Annotated in this window: 18 protein-coding genes; 12 read left to right on the top strand and 6 right to left on the bottom strand. The window is 63.4% G+C overall.

The window, feature by feature from the left end:
- Positions 1–4: 4 nt before the first annotated feature.
- Positions 5–922 carry a methylenetetrahydrofolate reductase [NAD(P)H] gene (metF, locus tag ABID58_RS09575; protein ID WP_354032436.1) on the bottom strand — a complete coding sequence of 306 codons (918 nt, stop codon included), beginning with the start codon at positions 920–922 and terminating at the stop codon, positions 5–7.
- A 401-nt stretch (positions 923–1,323) separates the two neighbouring features.
- Between metF and ABID58_RS09570 the strand changes: the two genes are divergently transcribed.
- Positions 1,324–2,340: an LLM class flavin-dependent oxidoreductase gene (locus ABID58_RS09570; RefSeq protein WP_354032435.1), complete on the top strand. Its 1,017-nt coding sequence runs from the start codon at positions 1,324–1,326 to the stop codon at positions 2,338–2,340.
- A gap of 29 nt (positions 2,341–2,369) precedes the next feature.
- Here ABID58_RS09570 and ABID58_RS09565 read toward each other — a convergent pair whose 3' ends face one another.
- Positions 2,370–3,230, bottom strand: a complete 861-nt coding sequence (locus ABID58_RS09565) for a prephenate dehydratase (protein ID WP_354032434.1) — start codon at positions 3,228–3,230, stop codon at positions 2,370–2,372.
- Between the two features lie 21 nt (positions 3,231–3,251).
- Positions 3,252–3,992: a 3-deoxy-manno-octulosonate cytidylyltransferase gene (locus tag ABID58_RS09560; RefSeq protein WP_354032433.1), complete on the bottom strand. Its 741-nt coding sequence runs from the start codon at positions 3,990–3,992 to the stop codon at positions 3,252–3,254.
- A 218-nt stretch (positions 3,993–4,210) separates the two neighbouring features.
- Between ABID58_RS09560 and ABID58_RS09555 the strand changes: the two genes are divergently transcribed.
- The 8 genes from ABID58_RS09555 (at position 4,211) to ABID58_RS09520 (ending at position 13,399) form a co-directional block, all read left to right on the top strand.
- Positions 4,211–4,765: a c-type cytochrome gene (locus tag ABID58_RS09555; RefSeq protein WP_354032432.1), complete on the top strand. Its 555-nt coding sequence runs from the start codon at positions 4,211–4,213 to the stop codon at positions 4,763–4,765.
- Positions 4,766–4,976: 211 nt separating this feature from the next.
- A complete protein-coding gene (locus ABID58_RS09550) occupies positions 4,977–6,893 on the top strand; it encodes an ABC transporter substrate-binding protein (RefSeq protein WP_354032431.1) in 1,917 nt (638 codons plus the stop codon).
- A gap of 14 nt (positions 6,894–6,907) precedes the next feature.
- On the top strand, positions 6,908–8,779 hold the full coding sequence (locus tag ABID58_RS09545) for an extracellular solute-binding protein (RefSeq protein ID WP_354032430.1): 1,872 nt from the start codon (positions 6,908–6,910) through the stop codon (positions 8,777–8,779).
- A 2-nt stretch (positions 8,780–8,781) separates the two neighbouring features.
- Positions 8,782–9,891 carry a microcin C ABC transporter permease YejB gene (locus tag ABID58_RS09540; protein ID WP_354032429.1) on the top strand — a complete coding sequence of 370 codons (1,110 nt, stop codon included), beginning with the start codon at positions 8,782–8,784 and terminating at the stop codon, positions 9,889–9,891.
- Positions 9,891–11,069, top strand: a complete 1,179-nt coding sequence (locus tag ABID58_RS09535) for an ABC transporter permease (protein ID WP_148755294.1) — start codon at positions 9,891–9,893, stop codon at positions 11,067–11,069. Before ABID58_RS09540 ends, ABID58_RS09535 begins: the two co-directional genes overlap by 1 nt.
- 32 nt (positions 11,070–11,101) lie before the next feature.
- Complete coding sequence (locus tag ABID58_RS09530; RefSeq protein WP_148755293.1) at positions 11,102–11,329, top strand: hypothetical protein; 228 nt, start codon at positions 11,102–11,104, stop codon at positions 11,327–11,329.
- Positions 11,322–11,762 carry a type II toxin-antitoxin system VapC family toxin gene (locus tag ABID58_RS09525; protein WP_354032428.1) on the top strand — a complete coding sequence of 147 codons (441 nt, stop codon included), beginning with the start codon at positions 11,322–11,324 and terminating at the stop codon, positions 11,760–11,762. The genes ABID58_RS09530 and ABID58_RS09525 overlap by 8 nt, the downstream gene beginning before the upstream one ends.
- Positions 11,762–13,399, top strand: coding sequence for an ABC transporter ATP-binding protein (locus ABID58_RS09520; RefSeq protein ID WP_354032427.1), 1,638 nt, complete (start codon positions 11,762–11,764; stop codon positions 13,397–13,399). The genes ABID58_RS09525 and ABID58_RS09520 overlap by 1 nt, the downstream gene beginning before the upstream one ends.
- A 6-nt stretch (positions 13,400–13,405) precedes the next feature.
- Here ABID58_RS09520 and ABID58_RS09515 read toward each other — a convergent pair whose 3' ends face one another.
- Both ABID58_RS09515 and ABID58_RS09510 read right to left on the bottom strand, forming a co-directional pair.
- On the bottom strand, positions 13,406–14,248 hold the full coding sequence (locus tag ABID58_RS09515; RefSeq protein ID WP_148755291.1) for a C40 family peptidase: 843 nt from the start codon (positions 14,246–14,248) through the stop codon (positions 13,406–13,408).
- Entirely contained in the window at positions 14,241–15,614 is a 1,374-nt protein-coding gene (locus ABID58_RS09510) for a leucyl aminopeptidase family protein (RefSeq protein WP_354032426.1), read from the bottom strand. The genes ABID58_RS09515 and ABID58_RS09510 overlap by 8 nt, the downstream gene beginning before the upstream one ends.
- A 191-nt stretch (positions 15,615–15,805) precedes the next feature.
- Here ABID58_RS09510 and ABID58_RS09505 point away from each other — a divergent pair, with 191 nt between their 5' ends.
- The 3 genes from ABID58_RS09505 (at position 15,806) to ABID58_RS09495 (ending at position 18,629) form a co-directional block, all read left to right on the top strand.
- On the top strand, positions 15,806–16,009 hold the full coding sequence (locus tag ABID58_RS09505) for a hypothetical protein (RefSeq protein ID WP_148755289.1): 204 nt from the start codon (positions 15,806–15,808) through the stop codon (positions 16,007–16,009).
- A 227-nt stretch (positions 16,010–16,236) separates the two neighbouring features.
- Positions 16,237–17,745, top strand: a complete 1,509-nt coding sequence (locus ABID58_RS09500; protein WP_354032425.1) for a metallophosphoesterase family protein — start codon at positions 16,237–16,239, stop codon at positions 17,743–17,745.
- A gap of 71 nt (positions 17,746–17,816) precedes the next feature.
- Positions 17,817–18,629 (top strand): tetratricopeptide repeat protein, encoded by an 813-nt coding sequence (locus ABID58_RS09495; RefSeq protein WP_354032424.1) that lies wholly within the window; start codon positions 17,817–17,819, stop codon positions 18,627–18,629.
- Between the two features lie 63 nt (positions 18,630–18,692).
- On the opposite strand, the gene ABID58_RS09490 is transcribed toward ABID58_RS09495, so the two are convergent.
- Positions 18,693–19,667, bottom strand: a complete 975-nt coding sequence (locus tag ABID58_RS09490; protein WP_148755286.1) for a type II secretion system F family protein — start codon at positions 19,665–19,667, stop codon at positions 18,693–18,695.

Raw genomic sequence — 19,667 nt, 5'->3', positions numbered from 1 at the left:
TGTCTTAGGCCGCCTTCTGCGCGCTCTTGGCGCGAATGCCGAGCAAATGGCTGATCGCGAACACGAGATCGGCGCGGTTCATGGTGTAGAAATGGAAGGTGTCGACGCCGTGCTTGGCGAGCTTCTGCACCTGGCCGGCCGCGACGGTTGCGGCCACCAGCTTGCGGGTCTCGGCGTCGTCGTCGAGGCCCTCGAATTTCGCGGCGAACCAGTCCGGCACGGTGGTGCCGGCGCGGGTGACGAAATTGCGGGCCTGCTTGAAATTGTGCATGGGCATGATGCCCGGCACGATCGGGATGTTGATGCCGCGGGCGCGGACGCGGTCGAGATAGCGGAAGTAGAGGTCGTTATCGAAGAACACCTGCGTGATCGCGCGCGTCGCACCGGCGTCGACCTTGGCCTTCAGCGTATCGATATCGGCATCGAGGTCGCGCGCCTCGGGATGCTTCTCGGGGTAGGCCGAGACCGACACTTCGATGTCGGCGTGCCGCTTCTTGATCCCGGCAACGAGCGCGTCCGAACTCTGATAGCCGTCGGGATGGGCGGAGTAGGGCGTGCCGATGCCGCCGGCGGGATCGCCGCGCAGGCCGACGATGTGGCGGACGCCGACCTCGTGATAGCGGTCGACGATCTCGTCGATCTCGCCGCGCGAGGCGCCAACGCAAGTCAGATGCGCAGCCGGCAGCAGCGCAGTCTCTTTCAGGATGCGGGAGATGGTCGCGTGGGTGCGTTCGCGGGTCGAGCCGCCGGCGCCGTAGGTCACCGAGACGAATTTCGGGTCGAGCGGGGCCAGCCGGTTGATGGTCTCCCAGAGATTCCGCTCCATATCTTCGGTCTTGGGCGGAAAGAACTCGAAGGAGATCGCAGGCCGCCTTGTGGCGAGGTGCCCGTCTTGCCCGGCAGGCGTCGTCAAATCGGTCATGGCACCACTTACTCCAGGCCACTCGCCAGCGATCTGGCGGCGGCGGTCGGGTCTCACTTTGGAGGGGCTAAGATAGGGCAAAGGCAGGTTTCTCGACAGCCCATCGGAGATGGGAAATGGCCCACTTTTGGTAAGATCATGTCGAATATCGCGATAGGGAGGATCGGAGTGGGAAATGGCCTTAAGAGATATATTATACAATAATATCAGTAATGTAGCTCTATCTTAGTCACAGATAAAGTCGATCCGTGAGAGGTGGGCAGAATGAATTCCGTATTACGTCGGCTGCATCTGTCCCAACGTCCCGCTCTTGCCGCCCGTGCGGCCTCTCCGTCCGCACACGCCAGACCTGCGCTGTTCGCCCGTTGCCGCCGAGCGGCCCTCCACTACGTTAGCGCGCCATGATCCCGCTCTCAGTCCTCGACCTCTCCGTCGTCACATCAGGCACAAAGCCCGCTGCGGCGCTGCGCAACAGCATCGACCTGGCGCGCCATGTCGACGGACTCGGTTATGTCCGCTACTGGCTCGCCGAGCACCATAACCTCGCCTCGGTTGCGAGCCCGGCGCCCGACGTGATGATCGGGCAGATCGCGGCGGTGACGAAACACATCCGAGTCGGCTCCGGCGGCGTGATGCTGCCCAACCATGCGCCGCTGGTGGTGGCCGAGCGCTTCAAGATGCTGGAGGCATTGTTTCCCGGCCGCATCGACCTCGGCCTCGGCCGCGCTCCCGGCACTGATGGCGCTACGGCCTATGCCCTGCGAAGCCGGCTCGACCGTCGCGAGGGCGACGATTTCCTGGAGCGGCTTCACGAATTGATCCTGTGGGAGACCCGCGAATTCCCCTCGGGCCATCCCTACCACAACGTCGTCGCCATGCCTGATGACAGTCCGCTGCCGCCGATCTGGTTGCTCGGCTCCAGCGATTATTCGTCGGAGCTTGCCGCGCAAGTCGGTATGGGCTTCGCCTTCGCGCATCATTTCGCGTCTCACGATGCGATCGATGCGATGGTGCACTATCGCAACCGCTTCCAGCCCTCGGCCTGGCGAGCGACCCCGCATGCGATCCTTGCGGTCGCCGTCATCACGGCGGATACCGACGAAGAGGCCGAAAAGCTCGCCACGTCTTTTGACCTCAACCGCCTGCGCCGCGACCGCGGTCAATATCTGCCGCTGCCAAGCGTCGAGGAAGCGCTGGCCTACTCCTATACGGATTCCGAGCGCGTTTCGATCACGCGCAACCGCTCGCGCCTGTTTGTCGGCAATCCGGCGACGGTGCAGAAGAAGCTTCAGCCGCTGATGGATTCGAGCAAGCCGGACGAGTTGATGGTGATCACGGCCGTGTACGACCACGAAGCGCGCAAGAGGTCGTATTCGCTGCTCGCGGTGGCGTTCGGGCTGGCGAAGCAGGCAGCGTAAGTCCCGGCTCGCGCTTCACGCGTCCGGGACTAATCCTGCTGCGTCTCGCTGAACGTCGCCCGAAACGGGTGGCCGGGATACACGCCGACGATGCGGAATTCGCGCGAGAAGAATTTTAGCTCCTCGATCGCAAACGCAAGGCTTTTGTCTTCAGGGTGGCCGTCGACATCAGCATAAAACTGCGTAGCGAAGAAATTGCCGTCGACCATGTAGCTCTCGAGCTTGGTCATGTTGACGCCGTTGGTGGCAAAGCCGCCGAGCGCCTTGTAGAGCGCGGCGGGGAGGTTGCGCACGCGAAATACAAAAGTGGTGACCAGCGGGCCAGAGCCTTGTACCGCCCATTTCGGCTCGCGCGCCAGCACCACGAAGCGCGTGGTGTTGTGGGCCTCGTCCTCGATGTCCTCGGCGAGGATGTCGAGGCCGTAGATCTGCGCGGCCAGGCGCGAGGCGATCGCGGCGACGGTCTTGTCCTTGCGCTCGGAAATGTCGCGGGCGCTGCCGGCGGTGTCGGCGTGCACGATGCCCTTGATGCCGAGCTTGCGGATGATGCGGCGGCACTGGCCGAGCGCGTGCACATGGCTCTCGACGGATTTGATATCGGACAGCTTCGTGCCCTTCACCGCCATCAATTGATGCCGGACCGGCAGGAACCATTCGCCGATGATGAAGAGGCCTGAGGCCGGAAGCAGATGATGGATATCGGCGACGCGGCCGGCGACCGAATTCTCGATCGGGATCATGCCGAGATCGGCTTCGCCCGAGGAGATCGCCGACAGCGCGTCCTCGAAGGTGGCGCAGGGCATCGGCTCGGCGTCGGGATAGGCCTCGACAATGGCGATATGGGAATTGGCGCCAGGTTCGCCCTGGAATGCGATTTTCAGCTTGCTCATGACGGGCCTTGTAGCAGCGGCTCAGGATTTGGAAAGGATGCCGCGGGCGGTCTCGAGGTCCGCCGGCGTGTCGACCCCTCGGGGCACGGTGTCGACGATGGTGAAGTCGATGCGCATCCCGGCCTCCAGCGCCCGCAGCTGCTCGAGCTTCTCCTGCAGCTCCAGCGGCGACGGCGGCAGCGAAACGTAGCGCTCCAGCGCGGCGCGGCGATAGGCGTAGAGGCCGATATGGTGGTAGCGCGGTCCGTCGCCGGTCGGCGCGGTGGCGCGGGTGAAATAAAGTGCGCGCATCCGCTTACCCCCGAGCGGGGTTCCGATCGCCTTCACGACGCTCGGCGCGAGATCCTCCTCGTCGGTGTGGATCTGCGAAGCCAGCGTGGCGATGTCCACGGCCGGGTCTTCCAGCGGCGGCAGCACCTCGCGGATATTATCGATCGTGATCGTCGGGAAATCGCCCTGGAGATTGACTACGATCTCGGCCTTGCCGTCCGGATCGAGCCTCTGCATGGCCTCGTGGATACGGTCGGAGCCGGACGGATGCTCCGCGCGGGTCATCACCGCCTCGCCGCCATGGGCGGTCACGACCGCGGCGATCTCCGCCGTATCGGTTGCCACCGCGACACGGCCGATGCCGGCGGCCTCGGCGCGCCGCATCACATGCACGATCATCGGCAAGCCTGCGATATCGGCGAGCGGCTTGCCGGGCAGGCGGGTGGCGGCCATGCGGGCCGGGATCAGCACCAGGATGCGGGGATCGGTCATTGGTTCAAGGGCCTGGAAGCGGGACGTTTTCCGCATCGGGAAATGGGGTGGGGATGGGCTGGAAGCCGGGTCGCTTATACGGGTTGCCAGACCCCGGGCAAACCGATATCTGAATGGCAAAACTCGGGGAAACAATAAGGAACGTTTGATTCTCCGAGGCTCGTCCTGGCGGCCGCCCGGCTGCTATTTCCTTCTTGCGGTGTGGGGCCTAGCCGGAAATGGACTCTTTCGAACTGAACAAGATCCTCGGTGCCGTGCTCGGCACCTGTCTCGTTTTGCTGGTGACGAGCTTCACCGCGCAGGCGCTGTTCTCGCCAAAAATGCCGGAAAAGCCGGGCTTCGAGATCGCTGTGAAGGAAGAAGCCGGCGACAAGGATGGCGCCGCCGCGGCCGCAGCCCCGTCCGAGCCGATCGAAAAGCTGCTCCAGACCGCCTCCGTCGAGAAGGGCGCCTCCGCCGCCAAGAAGTGTGCCGCCTGCCACACTTTCGAGAAGGGCGGCCCGAACCGGGTCGGTCCGAACCTTTACGGCATCGTTGACGACCATCGCGGCGAAGGCCGCAACGGCTTCAACTTCTCGGCTGCGATGAAGGCCAAGGGCGGCACCTGGACCATCGACGAACTCAACAAGTTCATCGCCAATCCGAAGGGCGACATCCCCGGCACCGCGATGGGTTTTGCCGGCATTCCGAAGGACAGCGAGCGCGCCGACGTCATCGCCTATCTGAACAGCCTCTCCGACAGCCCGAAGCCGCTCCCGACCGCGGCGAAATAAGGCTCTTCGGTCTCGATCTCAGATGTGCGGCCAGGCTGAAAAGCCTGGCCGTTTCCATATCTGGGCCTCGCGGCGTTGTTATCGGGGCGTTTGGCCGCAGCGAACCGCCCGGCGGGGCTTCCAAGATGAGGAAAAAGCAACATATTCGGTCGAAACCTCGCCTATATTGAGCACTTAAAGGGGTAACCTCCTTCAAGACAGGGATGTTGATTTGGCCATTACCCGACGCGATCTTCTGCTCACTGGCGCCGCAGTCGCCGCGCTTCCCGCCCTCGGTTCCGCAGCCGGCGTTTCCGTCATTGGCGCGGCCGAGGCGCAATCGGCGGGTGAGCTATCTTCGAATGGCCTGCCCTGGCGCCATGCGCTGTCACTGTTCGGGAAGGTCAAGTATCCGGCCGACTTCAAGCGGTTCGACTACGTCAATCCGGACGCGCCCAATGGCGGCGTCGCGCGCCAGATCGCCGTCGGTACCTTCGACAATTTCAATATCGTCGTATCAGGCGTGAAAGGGCAGGTCTCTGCTGCCGTCGCCTTCATCTACGAATCCCTCACGACCCCCGCGCTCGACGAGGTCTCGACCGAATACGGCGCGCTGGCCGAAGCCGTGAGCCATCCGGACGATTTCTCCTTCGTCACCTATCGTTTGCGGCCACAGGCGAAATGGCATGATGGCAAGCCTGTCACCGTCGAAGACGTGATCTTCTCCCTCGATTCCTTCAAGAAGCACCATCCGATGTACTCGGCCTATTACAGCCATGTGGCGAAGGCTGAGAAGGTCGGTGAGCGCGACGTGAAATTCGTATTCGATGCACCGGGCAACCGCGAACTGCCGCAGATCGTCGGGCAACTCACGGTCCTGCCCAAGCATTGGTGGGAGGGAACGGACGCGCAAGGCCGCAAGCGCGATGTCTCAGCGACCACGCTTGAAGTGCCCCTGGGCTCCGGCCCTTACAAGGTCAAGGAATTCGTTGCCGGACGGTCGATCGCGCTGGAGCGCGTCAAGGACTATTGGGGCCGCGACCTCGCCGCCAATGTGGGCCGTAACAATTTCGACGAGCTGCGCTACGAGTATTTCCGCGATGCCACTGTCGCGATCGAGGCTTTCAAGGCCGATCAGGTCGATTGGCGCACCGAGAACAGCGCCAAGAACTGGGCGACCGCCTACGAATTCCCGGCCGTGAGCGAAAAGCGCGTGATCCTTGAGGAGTTCGCCAATCGCAGCTCGGGCGTGATGCAGGCCTTCGTGCCGAACCTGCGCCGCGCCAAGTTCAGCGATCCCCGCGTTCGCCGTGCGCTCAACTTCGCCTTCGACTTCGAGGAGATGAACAAGCAGCTCTTCTACGGTCAGTACAAGCGCATCAGCAGCTATTTTGACGGCCTCGACGAGCTCATGGCGACGGGATTGCCAGAGGGGAAAGAGCTCGAAATCCTCGAGACGGTTCGCGCCCACGTTCCGCCCGAAGTCTTCACGACGCCCTACACCAATCCGGTCGGCGGCAGTCCGGAAGCAGTGCGCGACAATCTCCGCGAAGCGCTGCGCTTGTTCAAGGAGGCCGGCTACGAGGTGCGCGACCGCAAGCTGATCGACGTCAAGAGCGGCACCCAGTTCTCTCTTGAATTGATGAACTCAGATCCGAGCTTCGAGCGGGTTACCCTGTTCTACAAGCCGTCGCTGGAACGGCTCGGCATTGCCGTCAGCGTGCGGACGGTCGACCCGACCCAATACGAGAACAGGACGCGCGAGTGGGATTTCGACATCGTCACCAACTCCTGGGGCGAGTCGCAGTCGCCGGGCAACGAGCAGCGCGAGTTCTGGTCGTCGAAGACGGCCGACATCGCCGGCTCGCGCAATATCGCCGGCATCAAGAATCCGGCGATCGACAAGCTGATCGAGCGGCTGATCTACTCCAGGGATCGCGATGATCTCGTCGCCGCCACGAAGGCGCTGGACCGTGTGCTGCTGTGGAACCACTACGTCGTGCCGCAGTGGACCTATACGAAGGTGCGCACGGCGCGCTGGGATCGCTTCGGTCGGCCGGCGGAATTGCCCAAATACGGCCAGTCCGGCTTCCCATTCGTCTGGTGGTACGACGCAGACAAGGCGGCGCGGATCGCAAAGAAGTCGTGAAGGACATTTCCCGCATGGCGCAGCTTTCACGCCGGCATGTGCTGGTCCTCGGTGTCGGCGGCGCATTCAGCGCTGCCGCACCCCGCAACGCGGCGGCGTCCGAGGGGCCCGTCGAAGCCCACGGCATCTCGGCGTTTGGCGACCTCAAATATCCCGCCGACTTTCACCATTTCGACTACGTCAATCTCGACGCGCCGAAGGGCGGCGCGTTCTCGCTCATCCCTTCGGTGCGGGCCTACAACCAGTCCTATTTCACGTTCTCTTCGCTCAACGCCTACATCCTGAAGGGCGAGGGTGCGCAAGGCATGGACATGACGTTCGCGCCGTTGATGGCGCGCGCCAATGATGAGCCCGACGCGATGTACGGGCTTGCGGCAAAATCGGTGCGGATCTCGCCGGACAAGCTGACCTACACCTTCACGATGCGCCCCGAGGCCCGCTTCCATGACGGCTCCAGGCTTACGGCGCATGACGTCGCGTTCTCACTCAATACGCTGAAGGAGAAGGGCCATCCGCTGATCGTGGTGCAGCTCCGCGATTTCGTGAAGGCCGAGGCGCTCGACGACGCCACCGTGGCCGTCACCTTTGCGCCGAACCGCGCGCGCGACGTGCCGCTCTACGTGGCGAGCCTTCCGATCTTCTCGAAGGCGTATTACGCCACGCGCGCCTTCGATGAGTCGACGCTCGATACGCCGGTGGGGTCCGGGCCGTACAAGGTCGGCAGGTTCGAGGTCAACCGCTACATCGAATACGAGCGCGTCAAGGACTGGTGGGGCGCCGACCTGCCGGTCTGCCGCGGCAGCTACAATTTGGACACGGTGCGCTACGAATTCTACCGCGACCGCGACGTCGCCTTCGAAGGGTTCACCGGCAAGAACTATCTGTTTCGCGAGGAGCTCACGGCGCGCATCTGGGCCACGCGTTATGATTTCCCGGCCGTGAAGGACGGTCGCGTCAAGCGCGAGCAGCTGCCGGACGAGACCCCGTCGGGCGCACAGGGCTGGTTCATCAATCTCCGCCGCGACAAGTTCAGCGATCCGCGGGTGCGGGAGGCGCTGATCTACGCCTTCGATTTCGAATGGACCAACAAGTCGATCATGTACGGCGCCTATGCGCGCACCCACTCGCCGTTCCAGAACTCCGATATGATGGTATCCGGCCCGCCTTCGCCGGAAGAGCTCGCACTGCTGGAGCCCTTCCGTGGCAAGGTGCCCGACGAGGTATTTGGGCAGCCCTTCGTGCCGCCGGTGTCGGACGGCTCCGGCCAGGATCGCGCTCTGCTGCGCAAGGCGGGCGAGCTGCTAAACGACGCCGGCTACCTCATCAAAGACCGCAAGCGGGTGCTGCCCAATGGCGAGCCCTTCACGATCGAGTTCCTGAACGACGAGCAGTCGATCCAGCCGCATCACGGGCCTTACTTGAAGAACCTCGCGACGCTCGGCATCGACGCCACGTTCCGCCTGGTCGATGCCGTGCAGTACCGCGCGCGGCTCGAGGATTTCGATTTCGACATGACGATCGAACGCTTTTCGATGTCGGCGACGCCCGGAGACGCCATGCGGGCGTTCTTCTCCTCGCAAGCTGCCAAGACCAAGGGCTCGTACAATCTCGCCGGCATCTCCGATCCGATCATCGACGCGCTGATCGAGAAGATCATTGCCGCCCAGACCCGGGCGGAACTGACGACGGCCTGCCGGGCGTTCGACCGCGTGTTCCGGGCCGGGCGCTATTGGGTGCCGCAATGGTATGCGAACTTCCATCGCGTGGCCTATTGGGACCAGTTCAGCCATCCCGACAAATCGCCGAAATATGCGCAAGGCGTCGGTGCACCTGAGAATTGGTGGTCCGACCGCGCCAAGGCAGCCAAGCTCGAGCAGGCGAAATAATCATGAGCGCCTATATCGCCCGCCGCATCCTGCTGATGATCCCGACTTTGCTCGGGATTCTCTTCGTGTCTTTCATTGTCGTGCAGTTCGCGCCGGGCGGCCCGGTCGAGCGCGTGATCGCGCAGCTTTCGGGCGCCGACACCGGCGGCACTTCGCGCATCTCGGGCGGTGGCGACTTTGCGCAACGCGCGCCCGGACAGCTGGGCGCCGGAGGCGATGCCATCAACTCGAAGTATCGCGGCGCGCAGGGCCTCGACCCCGACTTCATCAAGAAGCTGGAGAAGCAATTCGGCTTCGACAAGCCGGCACCGGAACGCTTCGCGCTGATGGTTTGGAATTTCGCCCGCTTCGATTTCGGCAACAGCTATTTCCGCGATGTCAGCGTGCTCCAGCTGGTCAAGGAAAAGCTGCCGGTCTCGATCTCGCTCGGCATCTGGCTGACGTTCCTGACCTATTTGATCTCGATTCCGCTCGGCATCCGCAAAGCGGTCAAGGACGGAACGCGCTTCGACACCTGGACGTCGACCGTGCTGGTGCTCGGCTACGCGATCCCCGGCTTCCTGTTCGCGATCCTCCTGATCATCCTGTTTGCCGGTGGCTCGTTCTTCAACTGGTTCCCGCTGCGCGGGCTGACGTCGGACGGCTGGTCGCAATTTCCCTGGTACTGGAAGATCATCGACTATTTCTGGCATTTGACGCTGCCGCTGATCGCGATGGGGCTCGGCGCGTTCACCACCATGACGTTCCTGACCAAGAACTCGTTTCTGGACGAAATTCGCAAGCAATACGTGATGACCGCGCGCGCGAAGGGCTGCAGCGAGAACCGGGTGCTCTATGGCCACGTCTTCCGCAACGCGATGCTCATTGTCATCGCAGGCTTTCCCAGCACCTTCATCCACGCCTTCTTCTCGGGCTCGCTTCTGATCGAGACCATCTTCTCGCTGGACGGGCTGGGACTGCTCAGTTTCGAAAGCGTTCTTAACCGCGACTACCCTGTGGTGTTCGGCACGCTCTTCATCTTTTCGCTCGTCGGCCTCGTGGTCAACCTCATCTCGGACATAACCTACATGTGGATCGACCCGCGGATCGATTTCGAGGCGCGGGAAGTCTGATGACGCTGGCCGCCCCCACCCCGATCGAGACCACCGCGAAGTCGCCGCTCGGCATCGCAGTGCCGATCACGCGCAAGCCGTTCGCGCCATCGCCGCTCAACAGACGGCGCTGGGATAATTTCAAGGCGAACCGGCGCGGCTACTGGTCGTTCTGGATCTTCATGATCCTTTTCGTGGTGTCCCTGTTCGCCGAGCTGATCGCCAATGATCGGCCGTTCCTCGTCAAATATGACAGCCATCTCTACTGGCCGGCCTTCGTCACCTATTCCGAGACGACCTTCGGCGGCGACTTCGAAACGGCGGCCGATTACCGCGATCCCTATTTGCAGAAGCTGATCAAGGACAAGGGTGGCAGCATCGTCTGGCCGCTGATCCGCTACTCCTACGACACCCACAATCTCGATCTGCCGACGCCGGCGCCGTCGCCGCCAACCTGGATGCTGACGGAGGCGCAATGCAAGCCTGTCGTCGAGAAGAAGGGCCTCAAAAGCTGCCGTGACCTCGAATACAACTGGCTCGGCACCGACGATCAGGGCCGCGACGTGGTGGCGCGCCTGATCTACGGCTTCCGCATCTCGGTGCTGTTCGGCCTCTGCCTGACCATTATCTCCTCCATCATCGGCGTCGCCGCCGGTGCCGTGCAGGGATATTTCGGCGGCTGGATCGACCTGTTGTTCCAGCGTTTTATTGAAATCTGGACTGCGATCCCGTCGCTCTATCTGCTGCTGATCCTGTCGTCGGTGCTGGTGCCCGGCTTCTTCGTGCTTCTTGGCATCCTGCTGCTGTTTTCCTGGGTGTCGCTGGTCGGACTTGTGCGCGCGGAATTTCTGCGCGGGCGCAATTTCGAATACATCCAGGCGGCGCGAGCGCTCGGTATTTCGAACTCCGTGATCATGTTCAAGCATTTGCTGCCGAACGCGATGGTCGCGACCATGACGTTCCTGCCGTTCATCGTGTCGAGCTCGGTGATGACGCTGACGGCCCTCGACTTCCTCGGCTTCGGGCTACCGCCCGGCTCGCCGTCGCTCGGCGAGCTGCTGTCGCAGGGCAAGTCGAACGTGCAGGCGCCCTGGCTCGGTTTCTCCGGGTTCTTCTCGGTCGCGATCATGCTGTCGCTGCTGATCTTCATCGGCGAAGCCGTGCGCGACGCCTTCGATCCGCGCAAGACGTTCAGGTGAAGGCGTGATATGATTTCCGGACGAGGTGGGTCATGAACAGAATCGTCAAGGAGCACTATCCGGCGTCACGTCTCCCCGAGGACTTGCGGGCAGGCGTCGATCCCGCGGCAACGGTTACCATTACGATCGAGCAGGAAGCTGCTTTGCAGGGCAGCGTCATGACCTTGGAAGAGATTTGGGCTTCCAGGACGCCCCCGTTCAAGACGGCCGGAGAAATCGACAACGAGCTTCGACGCCAACGAGATGAATGGGATGACTGAACGCCTCATCTACCTCGATGCAAACGTCTTTATCTACGCGGTTGAGGGAGGTGGCGAGATAGCCGATCCTCTGCGCAGCCTGTTCGATTTGTTTCGTACACGGCGCGCTATCGGCGTCACGAGTGAGCTGACGTTAGCTGCAGTGTTGGCAGGAGCGATCGATGTGCGTCGGCGGACGTATCTCAATCTGATTGTTTGGAGCCGCATCTTCGATCTTCAGCCGGTAACACGAGATGTCCTGGTCGAAACTGCCGAATATGGGAAACATTCGGGCATGCCAAGATTGCCAGACGCCATTCATGTCGTAACCGCGATCCGTGCCGGGTGCCGCTCCATCCTATCGGCTGATGCAAGACTCCGGCTGCCAAACGGCTTCTCCCTGATCCTACCCAATCGCGATAATTTGTTGCGCCTGGTCGGAGAAATAACTTAGTGGACGCAATCAACCAGCCCCTGCTTGCCGTGCGCGACCTCTCGGTGGCCTTCCACCAGGGCGGCAACACGACGCTTGCGGTCGACAAGGTCTCGTTCCAGATCAAGCGCGGCGAATGCGTGGCACTGGTCGGCGAATCCGGATCCGGCAAGTCGGTCAGCGCGCTCTCGATCCTGAAACTGCTGCCCTACCCCAGCGCTTCGCATCCCTCTGGCAGCATCCGCTTCAAGGGCCAGGAGTTGATCGATCGGTCCGAACGGGAGATGCGGGAAATTCGCGGCAGCGACATTTCCATCATCTTCCAGGAGCCGATGACCTCGCTCAATCCGCTGCACACGATCGAAGCGCAGATCGGCGAGATCATTCAGCTGCACAATCCGACCAGCAATACGCGGGCGCGCGAGCGGACGCTGGAGCTGCTGACGCAGGTCGGCATCCCCGAGCCGGAGACGCGGCTGAACAGCTATCCGCACCAGCTCTCCGGCGGTCAGCGTCAGCGCATCATGATCGCGATGGCGCTTGCCAACGAGCCTGACCTGCTGATCGCGGACGAGCCGACCACGGCCCTCGACGTCACCGTGCAGGCGCAGATCCTGACGCTGCTCGCCGAGATTCGTGCGCGGCTTGGCATGAGCCTGCTCTTCATCACCCACGATCTCGGCATCGTGCGCCGCATCGCCGACACCGTCTGTGTCATGAAAGGCGGCGAGATCGTCGAGCAGGGGCCGGTCGAGCAGGTCTTCAGGACTCCCAAACATCCCTATACGCGCGATTTGCTGGCGGCCGAGCCGAAGCCGGATCCGGCGCCACCACAGCCGGATGCGCCGGTGGTGATGTCGGCCGATGATCTCAAGGTGTGGTTTCCGATCAAGCGCGGCCTGATGCGCAAGACGATCGGTCACATCAAGGCGGTTGATGGTGTCAGTGTTGCCGTGCGCAAGGGCGAGACGCTCGGGGTTGTGGGCGAATCCGGCTCGGGCAAGACCACGCTGGGACTCGCGCTGCTGCGATTGATCTCATCGAACGGACGCATCGTGTTCCTGGGCAAGGACATCCAGGGCCTGCGTTTCAAGGAGATGCGGCCGTTCCGGCGCGACATGCAGATCGTGTTCCAGGATCCGTTCGGCTCGCTCAGCCCGCGCATGTCGATCGCCGACATCATCGCCGAAGGCCTCTCTGTGCATCAACCGAAGCTGTCACGCGACGAGCGCGAGGCGCGCGTCGTCAAGGCGCTGGAGGACGTCGGGTTGAAGCCGGACACCCGCTACCGCTATCCGCATGAATTCTCCGGCGGCCAGCGCCAGCGCATCTCGATCGCGCGCGCGGTGGTGCTGGAGCCGGATTTCGTCGTGCTGGACGAGCCGACCAGCGCCCTCGACATGCTGATTCAGGCGCAGATGGTCGATCTGCTGCGTGAATTGCAGCGCCGGCGCGATCTCACCTACATGTTCATCTCGCACGATCTGCGCGTCGTCGCCTCGCTCGCAAGCCATCTCATCGTGATGCGCGGCGGCAAGGTAGTCGAGGAAGGCCAGGCGGCCGAGCTGTTCAAGAGCCCGAAAACCGACTACACGCGGGCGCTGTTCGCGGCGGCGTTCCGGCTTGAAACGGCGGGCAACGGATCGGTGGCGACGTAGGTCTCGTCAGAGCCGCTTGATCGCGATGATCTCGCTACCCGCCTGCTTGATCCGTGCGAGAGCCGGCTCGATAGCTTCGAGCACCGTCGCCATATGGTGCGCATTGGCGTGAACCATCGTGCTGCCATCGCGCACGATGGCGACGTGGCCCTTCCAGAAGATCAGATCGCCGCGTTGCAGCTTGCTCCGCTCGTGCGGCTCCAGCGCGCGGCCGAGTCCGGCCAGCTGCATGTCGCTGTCGCGCGGGCAACCGATGCCGGCTGTCGTCAGCGACACCTGCACCAGGCCCGAACAGTCGATGCCAAGGCTGCTCTTGCCGCCCCAGAGATAGGGCGTGCCGACGAAGCGCTCGGCGACGGCGACGAAATCCGGCTCGCGATGATCGAGCGGGGCGAGATGGGTCTTCGGCAGGAATGTACCCTCGCGCGCGACGGCGAAACTGCCGTCCTCGCGCACGATCGTGAGCTTCGATCCCAGGACCAGCGCGTCGGCCGGTGGCAGCTTGATCGAGGGACCGGGGAAGGCAAGTGTCCGCAGCGCACTCACCTTGTGTGTCGGCGCGGCGGTCGGCTTCATCAGCGCCGCATCGGGGAGCCAGCCGACATAGCCGTCGCCATTGAGCTGGCCCCAGGCCCAGCCTTCGCCGTTGCGATCATAGACCGTGACGCGCTCGCCGCGCAGCGCCTCCGTCATCAGCATCGCGTTCGATGACGGCTGCTCGCGCACGGCTGCGATCGGCCCGATCACCTCGAATTCCTCGCCGGTGACGAAACGATCTGCCTGCACCTTGCCTTCGAGATATTTGGCGGCGAGGTCGCCCCGCGCCGGTGTCAACCGCGGATCATGCATAGCGCTCGCTCAGCACCTTGTAGATGGCGCGGGCGGCCTGGCATTCGCCGCCCTCGGGACGCGCCGGCTTGGCCGACGGCGTCCAGCCATAGATGTCGACATGCAACCAGCTCCTGGCGTGCTCGACGAAGCGCTGCAAAAACAGCGCGCAGGTGATCGAGCCGGCAAAGCCGCCGGAAGGCGCGTTGGTGATGGTGGCGGTCTTGGAATCCAGCCACGCATCGTAGGGCGGCCACAGCGGCATGCGCCACAAGGGATCGTTCTCCTTCACCGCGCAGCGCGCAACGTCGGCGGCCAGCGTCTCATCATTGGTGTAAAAGGGCGGTAAATCCGGCCCCAGCGCGACGCGCGCGGCGCCGGTCAGCGTGCCCAGATCGATCAGCAGCTCAGGCTTCTCCTCGTCGGCCAGCGCCAGCGCGTCGGCGAGCACCAGCCGGCCTTCCGCATCGGTATTGCCGATCTCGACGGTGATGCCCTTGCGGGAGGTGAAAATGTCGAGCGGACGGAAGGCGTTGCCGGAGACCGCGTTCTCGACCGCCGGAATCAGCACGCGCAGGCGCACCTTCAGCCTCGCATCCATCACCATGCGCGCCAGTGCCAGCACGTTGGCGGCGCCGCCCATGTCCTTCTTCATGATCAGCATGCCGCTCGACGGCTTCAGATCGAGCCCGCCGGTGTCGAAGCAGACGCCCTTGCCGACCAGCGTCACCTTGGGATGGCTGGGATCGCCCCACGTGACGTCGATCAGCCGCGGCGCACGGTCCGAGGCCATGCCGACGGCGTGGATCAGCGGAAAGTTCGTTCTGAGATCCTCGCCGATGGTGCATGCGTAGCTTGCGCCGAACTCAGCGGCGAGCTCTTGCGCGGCCGCGGCCAGCTCCTCCGGCCCCATGTCGTTGGACGGCGTGTTGATGAGGTCGCGCGCCAGCATCGCGGCATCCGCCATGCGGTTGATTTCGGCGGGGTCGATGCCGTTAGGCGGCACCAGCCGGACGTCGGGCCTGTCGGCCTTGCGGTAGCGGGCGAAGCGGTAGCTGCCGAGCGCGAAGGCGAGTGCCGCCAGTCGTGCATCGTGCGGTGCATTGGCAAAGCGATAGGTGCCCGGCGGCAGCAGGCCGGGCAATGCGCCCGGCCGGAACGGATCGCGCGATCTGGCATCGTCGTCCTCGAGCCCGAACAGCACTTGCGCGATGGTGCCGTCGGGCGCGGGCAGTGCGAGATAGCCACCCGGCTTGGCGGCAAAGGCGCTCGCCGTGGCGAACTGGCGTTGCGCCGGCGGCAGCGTCTCGCGCACGGCATCCCAGCTCGACTTGGTGACGAAGGTGATCGGGGTGGCAGTCGTGGACGTCTCGAAGACGGAAGGCATTGGCGGGTCCGCAAGGTCATTCGGTTGGAGGAGACTTCGCAGAGTTTTGCGGTGGCTGCAATCGGCATTGCGGTCACCGCCCGGTGAGCCGCTACTCGCAGCGAGGGAGCCGTGCTAGGTTCCGGCAGCGGTTGCCAGATTGCGCAGAGAACGCCGGTGACCGAGGACGAAGCGTGCCGGGAGGAATTGCAATGGAATTTGTGTGGGGCGTGATCACATTCATCGGCCAGGCCATCGAGGCTGTCTTTGGCTATGTCGAGCATCACCACTGGGTCTTCGCGTTCCTCGCCGGCGGCTACGTCTTCTATCTCCATGACCGGTCGATCCATGCGCGGTTCAATGCGCTCGACAAACGTATTGACGAGATCCGCAAGCGTCTCGCCATCGAATATTGATCGCATCAGCGAAACCATCCGCTGATTGCGCGCGTATGTCGTTTGAGAACTGCCGTTCACGAGCGGGTTGCCGCAGGGCTTTACTAGCGCTGCGGTTGTGGCATTATTGGTGAATATTTTTAGGTTGTGCCGTCCGCCGTTCCCGGTTGATATCTGACTGAACTCTTCGTCGAAGGCATTTCTCTCAATCGTTTGAGCGACGCAACATTCGCAATGAGCGGCGCAACATGGATAGATCGTTTGTTATTGCGCAGATATCCGACCTTCATCTGGACGGGTCAGGCCGGCTGCTTGCGACGATCGAGGCCCTTGCCGAGGCGCTGCGCGAGCGGATGGCGGACTTTTCGGATGTGCCCGACCGCATCCTGCTGATCACAGGCGATCTCGTGAACGACCCGACACCGCGTGCGCTCGACGAAGCGCTCGCGGTCATCGCGTCGTTCCGGCGGACCGGCCTGTTCACTGACATCCAGGCGGTTGCCGGCAATCACGACGCCAAGCCTCCCAGTCAGCGCGGCGGCCGGCACGACGCCTACGACTATCTGCACCTGCCGCGCACCTCGAAGAGCGTCTATTATCGCCAGGCCGGTCTCGATTTGGTGCTGCTCGACTCCAACAGGGCAAGCCTGACGACGCTTGTCGGCGGCAACATCGATGAGCAGGCTTATCATGCGATAGTCGCGCAATCGGCCCGGCTGAGCGTCGAGCTCGCCGGCAGCATCGGCTCGGCCGGACGCGCCGATTATTCCGAGCCCGCGGAAAATCTGGTGCGTGTGCTGGCGTTGCATCACCATCCGCTGCCGCAGGCAACCGGCGAGGGCAAGCGGTTTCTCGGCGTTCCGGACGAGCCGCTGATGTATCTCGCCGCGCCCGCGACCTTTCTCGAAGCGGCGACCTCGCTCAACGTCAGTCTGGTCCTGCACGGGCACCGGCATGTCGAGGGGCTCACCCGCTATTCGATTCCCGACCCGCGTGCGCCCCGGAGCGGCGGCGAGGATTTCTGGCGCACGATCTATGTGCTCTCCTGCCCGTCCTCCACGGGGCAGGGCGGCGACGACGCCGGCTTCAACATCGTCCATTTTGGCGCGGCGTCCGACGCCGAGCGGCCCGAGCACCGCTTCGCAATCGCCCGATATTCGCGGCCGCGCGATGACGGCGCCTTTAGGCCGCTCGATTCGAATTTGCCGGATGGTGTCGTCAGGCTTGCTGTGGGACGAGATCTGTCCCGGGATCCTGCGGTCCAATCGGTGATCGAGATCGCCTCATGCGCATCGTTGAAGCGGAATCAGGTCCTGGCACTTGCGCGTCGACTGCTGTCGCGCCGCGCCTTCTACGATGATGGCAGGCAGAACTGGGTTGACATTCTCTACACCTATCTCGTCACCTCCCATGCGTGGGCGGATCTCTCCGGCAGGTTCGCGAAGTCGGTACAGAGGACCGACCTCGCGGCGCTGGCCGAAGTGAAGGGGCTGCTCCGTCAGTTGATCGGACAATCTGCCGACACGCTCGGCATCGATCGCGCCGCGCTCGACGAGCTCCGCGCCGACCGCCTGGTCAATCGTGACGACCTCTCGCGCCGGTGGCCGACGTTGCCGCGCGAGGCTGCCGACATCGAGGGGAGGACGCGCCAGCGGCTGCAATTGCTGCGGGACCTGAACGACCAGATGAAGCTGCTCGACCTCGATATGGGCCTTGGCAGTGAGATGCCGCCACAAGGCGGTGGTCTTCCGCGTTAACCGGCCATTAGGGTTAACACTCTATTGCTGGCGCGTTCGGCTCGATCAATCGGCTCGAGAGTCAAAGCGTCATGCGTCAACGGTTCCGTCCCGCCCGGCTTCTTGCCTCCGCCTCGCTGATCGCGCTGGCGGCAGCGAGCCTCGGCGGCTGCACGGCAATGTCAAAACTCTCCGATGTGACCGGCTCGATCGGCCCGAAGGCGGAAGCCGCCCCGGCCGATCCGGCGCGCGCCATCGAGACCTATAGCGAGCGCTACCGCGCCAACCCCAAGGATCCCGATGTGGCGCTGGCCTATGGCCAGGCCCTGCGTGCCAACGGCCAACGCGCCCAAGCCGCCGCGGTGCTCGAACAGGCGACCATCGCCAATCCCGGCAACAAGCAGCTGCTTGCCCAATACGGCCGCGCGCTCGCCGACAACGGCAATTTCCAGCAGGCCTTCGACGTGCTGTCCAAGGCGCATTCGCCCGACAATCCGGATTGGCGCCTGCTGTCGGTGCAGGGCACCGCGCTCGATCAGATGGGCCGTCACGACGAGGCGCGTGCTTATTATGCGAGCGCGCTGAAGATTGCGCCGGGCGATCCCGGCGTGCTCTCCAATCTCGGCCTGTCCTACATGTTGTCGAGAGACCTGCCCAAGGCGGAAGAGGCGCTGCGGCAGGCCTACGCTTCACCGCGTGCGAGCTCCAGGGTGCGGCAGAATCTCGGCCTGGTGGTCGGCCTCCAGGGCCGTTTCGCTGAGGCCGAGACCATCGTGAAGGCGGACCTGCCGCCGGACCAGGCCGCGGCCAACGTCGCGTATCTCAAGGAAATGCTGAACCGCAACGATGGCCCGCGCGGTGCGTCGAAGCGGACGCCGGTTGCTTCGCTCAGCCAGCCCGACTGATCAGACCCGATCTTCCGATCCTGAAATTGACTGCGGACCGCGTTCGGTCCGCAATCTTCTGCGTCAGTGCAGCTCGGAGATCTTGATGCCGGTCGGTCCGAGAATGACGACGAACAGCACCGGCAGGAAGAACAGGATCATCGGCACCGTCAGCTTTGGCGGCAGCGCGGCGGCCTTCTTCTCGGCTTCGTTCATGCGCATGTCGCGGTTTTCCTGCGCCATAACGCGCAGGGATTGGCCAAGCGGGGTGCCGTAGCGTTCCGCCTGCTGAAGTGCCAGACACACCGATTTGACGCCTTCGAGCCCGGTGCGCTTCGCCAGGTTTTCGTACGCCACCTTGCGGTCCTGCAAATAGGACAACTCGGCCGTGGTCAGCGTGAACTCCTCCGACAGCGCGATCGACTGGCCGACGATTTCGGTCGCGACCTTGCGGAACGCCATTTCCACCGACATGCCGGATTCGATGCAGATCAGCAGCAGGTCGAGCGCATCGGGAAAGGCGCGCTTGATCGAGAGCTGGCGTTTAGAGATCGCGTTCTTGAGGAACAGCATCGGCGCCTGGAGGCCGGCATAGGCCGCGCCGACGCACATGCCGATCTTGATCGGGACCGACTTCTCCATATGCGCGATCAGGAACACGTAGACGACCGAGCCGACGAACAGCACGAGCGGAGCCACCATGCGGGCGAACAGGAATGTGATGTAAGGCGCCTGGCCGCGATAGCCCGCCATGATGAGCTTGTCGCGCGCCGCTTCCTGCGCCAGCCATTTGGTGAGGTTGAAGTCCTCGACGACCCTGGAGACGAGTTGCTTTGGCGTCTGGCGCAGCGAGACCTTCTCGCTCTTGTTGAGGCGTTCGCGCTCGCGCTGCCGGATCCGCTCGCGCTCGCTTGCCACCGCCTTCATGCGCTTGGAGAGGCCTTCACCGGCGAAGAGCGGCATCACCAGCGTATACACGGTGGCGCTGGCGGCGATGGCCGCCAGCAGCATGGTCATGAAGTGAACGTCGTGCAGCTTTGTGACGAGTAAATCGACCAT

Origin of the sequence: Bradyrhizobium sp. S3.2.6 (genome assembly GCF_040546885.1) — a bacterium.
In the GTDB taxonomy this organism is placed as follows: Bacteria; Pseudomonadota; Alphaproteobacteria; order Rhizobiales; family Xanthobacteraceae; genus Bradyrhizobium; species Bradyrhizobium cytisi.
Note: the sequence above shows the minus strand (reverse complement) of the source record. Positions and strands in the feature narration are given on the sequence as shown.

Bases quoted from the DNA above. Each gene is read 5' to 3' on its own strand.
- metF (WP_354032436.1), bottom strand. From the start codon at position 922: ATGACCGATTTGACGACGCCTGCCGGGCAAGACGGGCACCTCGCCACA.
- ABID58_RS09570 (WP_354032435.1), top strand. From the start codon at position 1,324: ATGATCCCGCTCTCAGTCCTCGACCTCTCCGTCGTCACATCAGGCACA.
- ABID58_RS09565 (WP_354032434.1), bottom strand. From the start codon at position 3,230: ATGAGCAAGCTGAAAATCGCATTCCAGGGCGAACCTGGCGCCAATTCC.
- ABID58_RS09560 (WP_354032433.1), bottom strand. From the start codon at position 3,992: ATGACCGATCCCCGCATCCTGGTGCTGATCCCGGCCCGCATGGCCGCC.
- ABID58_RS09555 (WP_354032432.1), top strand. From the start codon at position 4,211: ATGGACTCTTTCGAACTGAACAAGATCCTCGGTGCCGTGCTCGGCACC.
- ABID58_RS09545 (WP_354032430.1), top strand. From the start codon at position 6,908: ATGGCGCAGCTTTCACGCCGGCATGTGCTGGTCCTCGGTGTCGGCGGC.
- ABID58_RS09540 (WP_354032429.1), top strand. From the start codon at position 8,782: ATGAGCGCCTATATCGCCCGCCGCATCCTGCTGATGATCCCGACTTTG.
- ABID58_RS09535 (WP_148755294.1), top strand. From the start codon at position 9,891: ATGACGCTGGCCGCCCCCACCCCGATCGAGACCACCGCGAAGTCGCCG.
- ABID58_RS09530 (WP_148755293.1), top strand. From the start codon at position 11,102: ATGAACAGAATCGTCAAGGAGCACTATCCGGCGTCACGTCTCCCCGAG.
- ABID58_RS09525 (WP_354032428.1), top strand. From the start codon at position 11,322: ATGACTGAACGCCTCATCTACCTCGATGCAAACGTCTTTATCTACGCG.
- ABID58_RS09515 (WP_148755291.1), bottom strand. From the start codon at position 14,248: ATGCATGATCCGCGGTTGACACCGGCGCGGGGCGACCTCGCCGCCAAA.
- ABID58_RS09510 (WP_354032426.1), bottom strand. From the start codon at position 15,614: ATGCCTTCCGTCTTCGAGACGTCCACGACTGCCACCCCGATCACCTTC.
- ABID58_RS09505 (WP_148755289.1), top strand. From the start codon at position 15,806: ATGGAATTTGTGTGGGGCGTGATCACATTCATCGGCCAGGCCATCGAG.
- ABID58_RS09500 (WP_354032425.1), top strand. From the start codon at position 16,237: ATGGATAGATCGTTTGTTATTGCGCAGATATCCGACCTTCATCTGGAC.
- ABID58_RS09495 (WP_354032424.1), top strand. From the start codon at position 17,817: ATGCGTCAACGGTTCCGTCCCGCCCGGCTTCTTGCCTCCGCCTCGCTG.
- ABID58_RS09490 (WP_148755286.1), bottom strand. From the start codon at position 19,667: ATGGTCGATTTACTCGTCACAAAGCTGCACGACGTTCACTTCATGACC.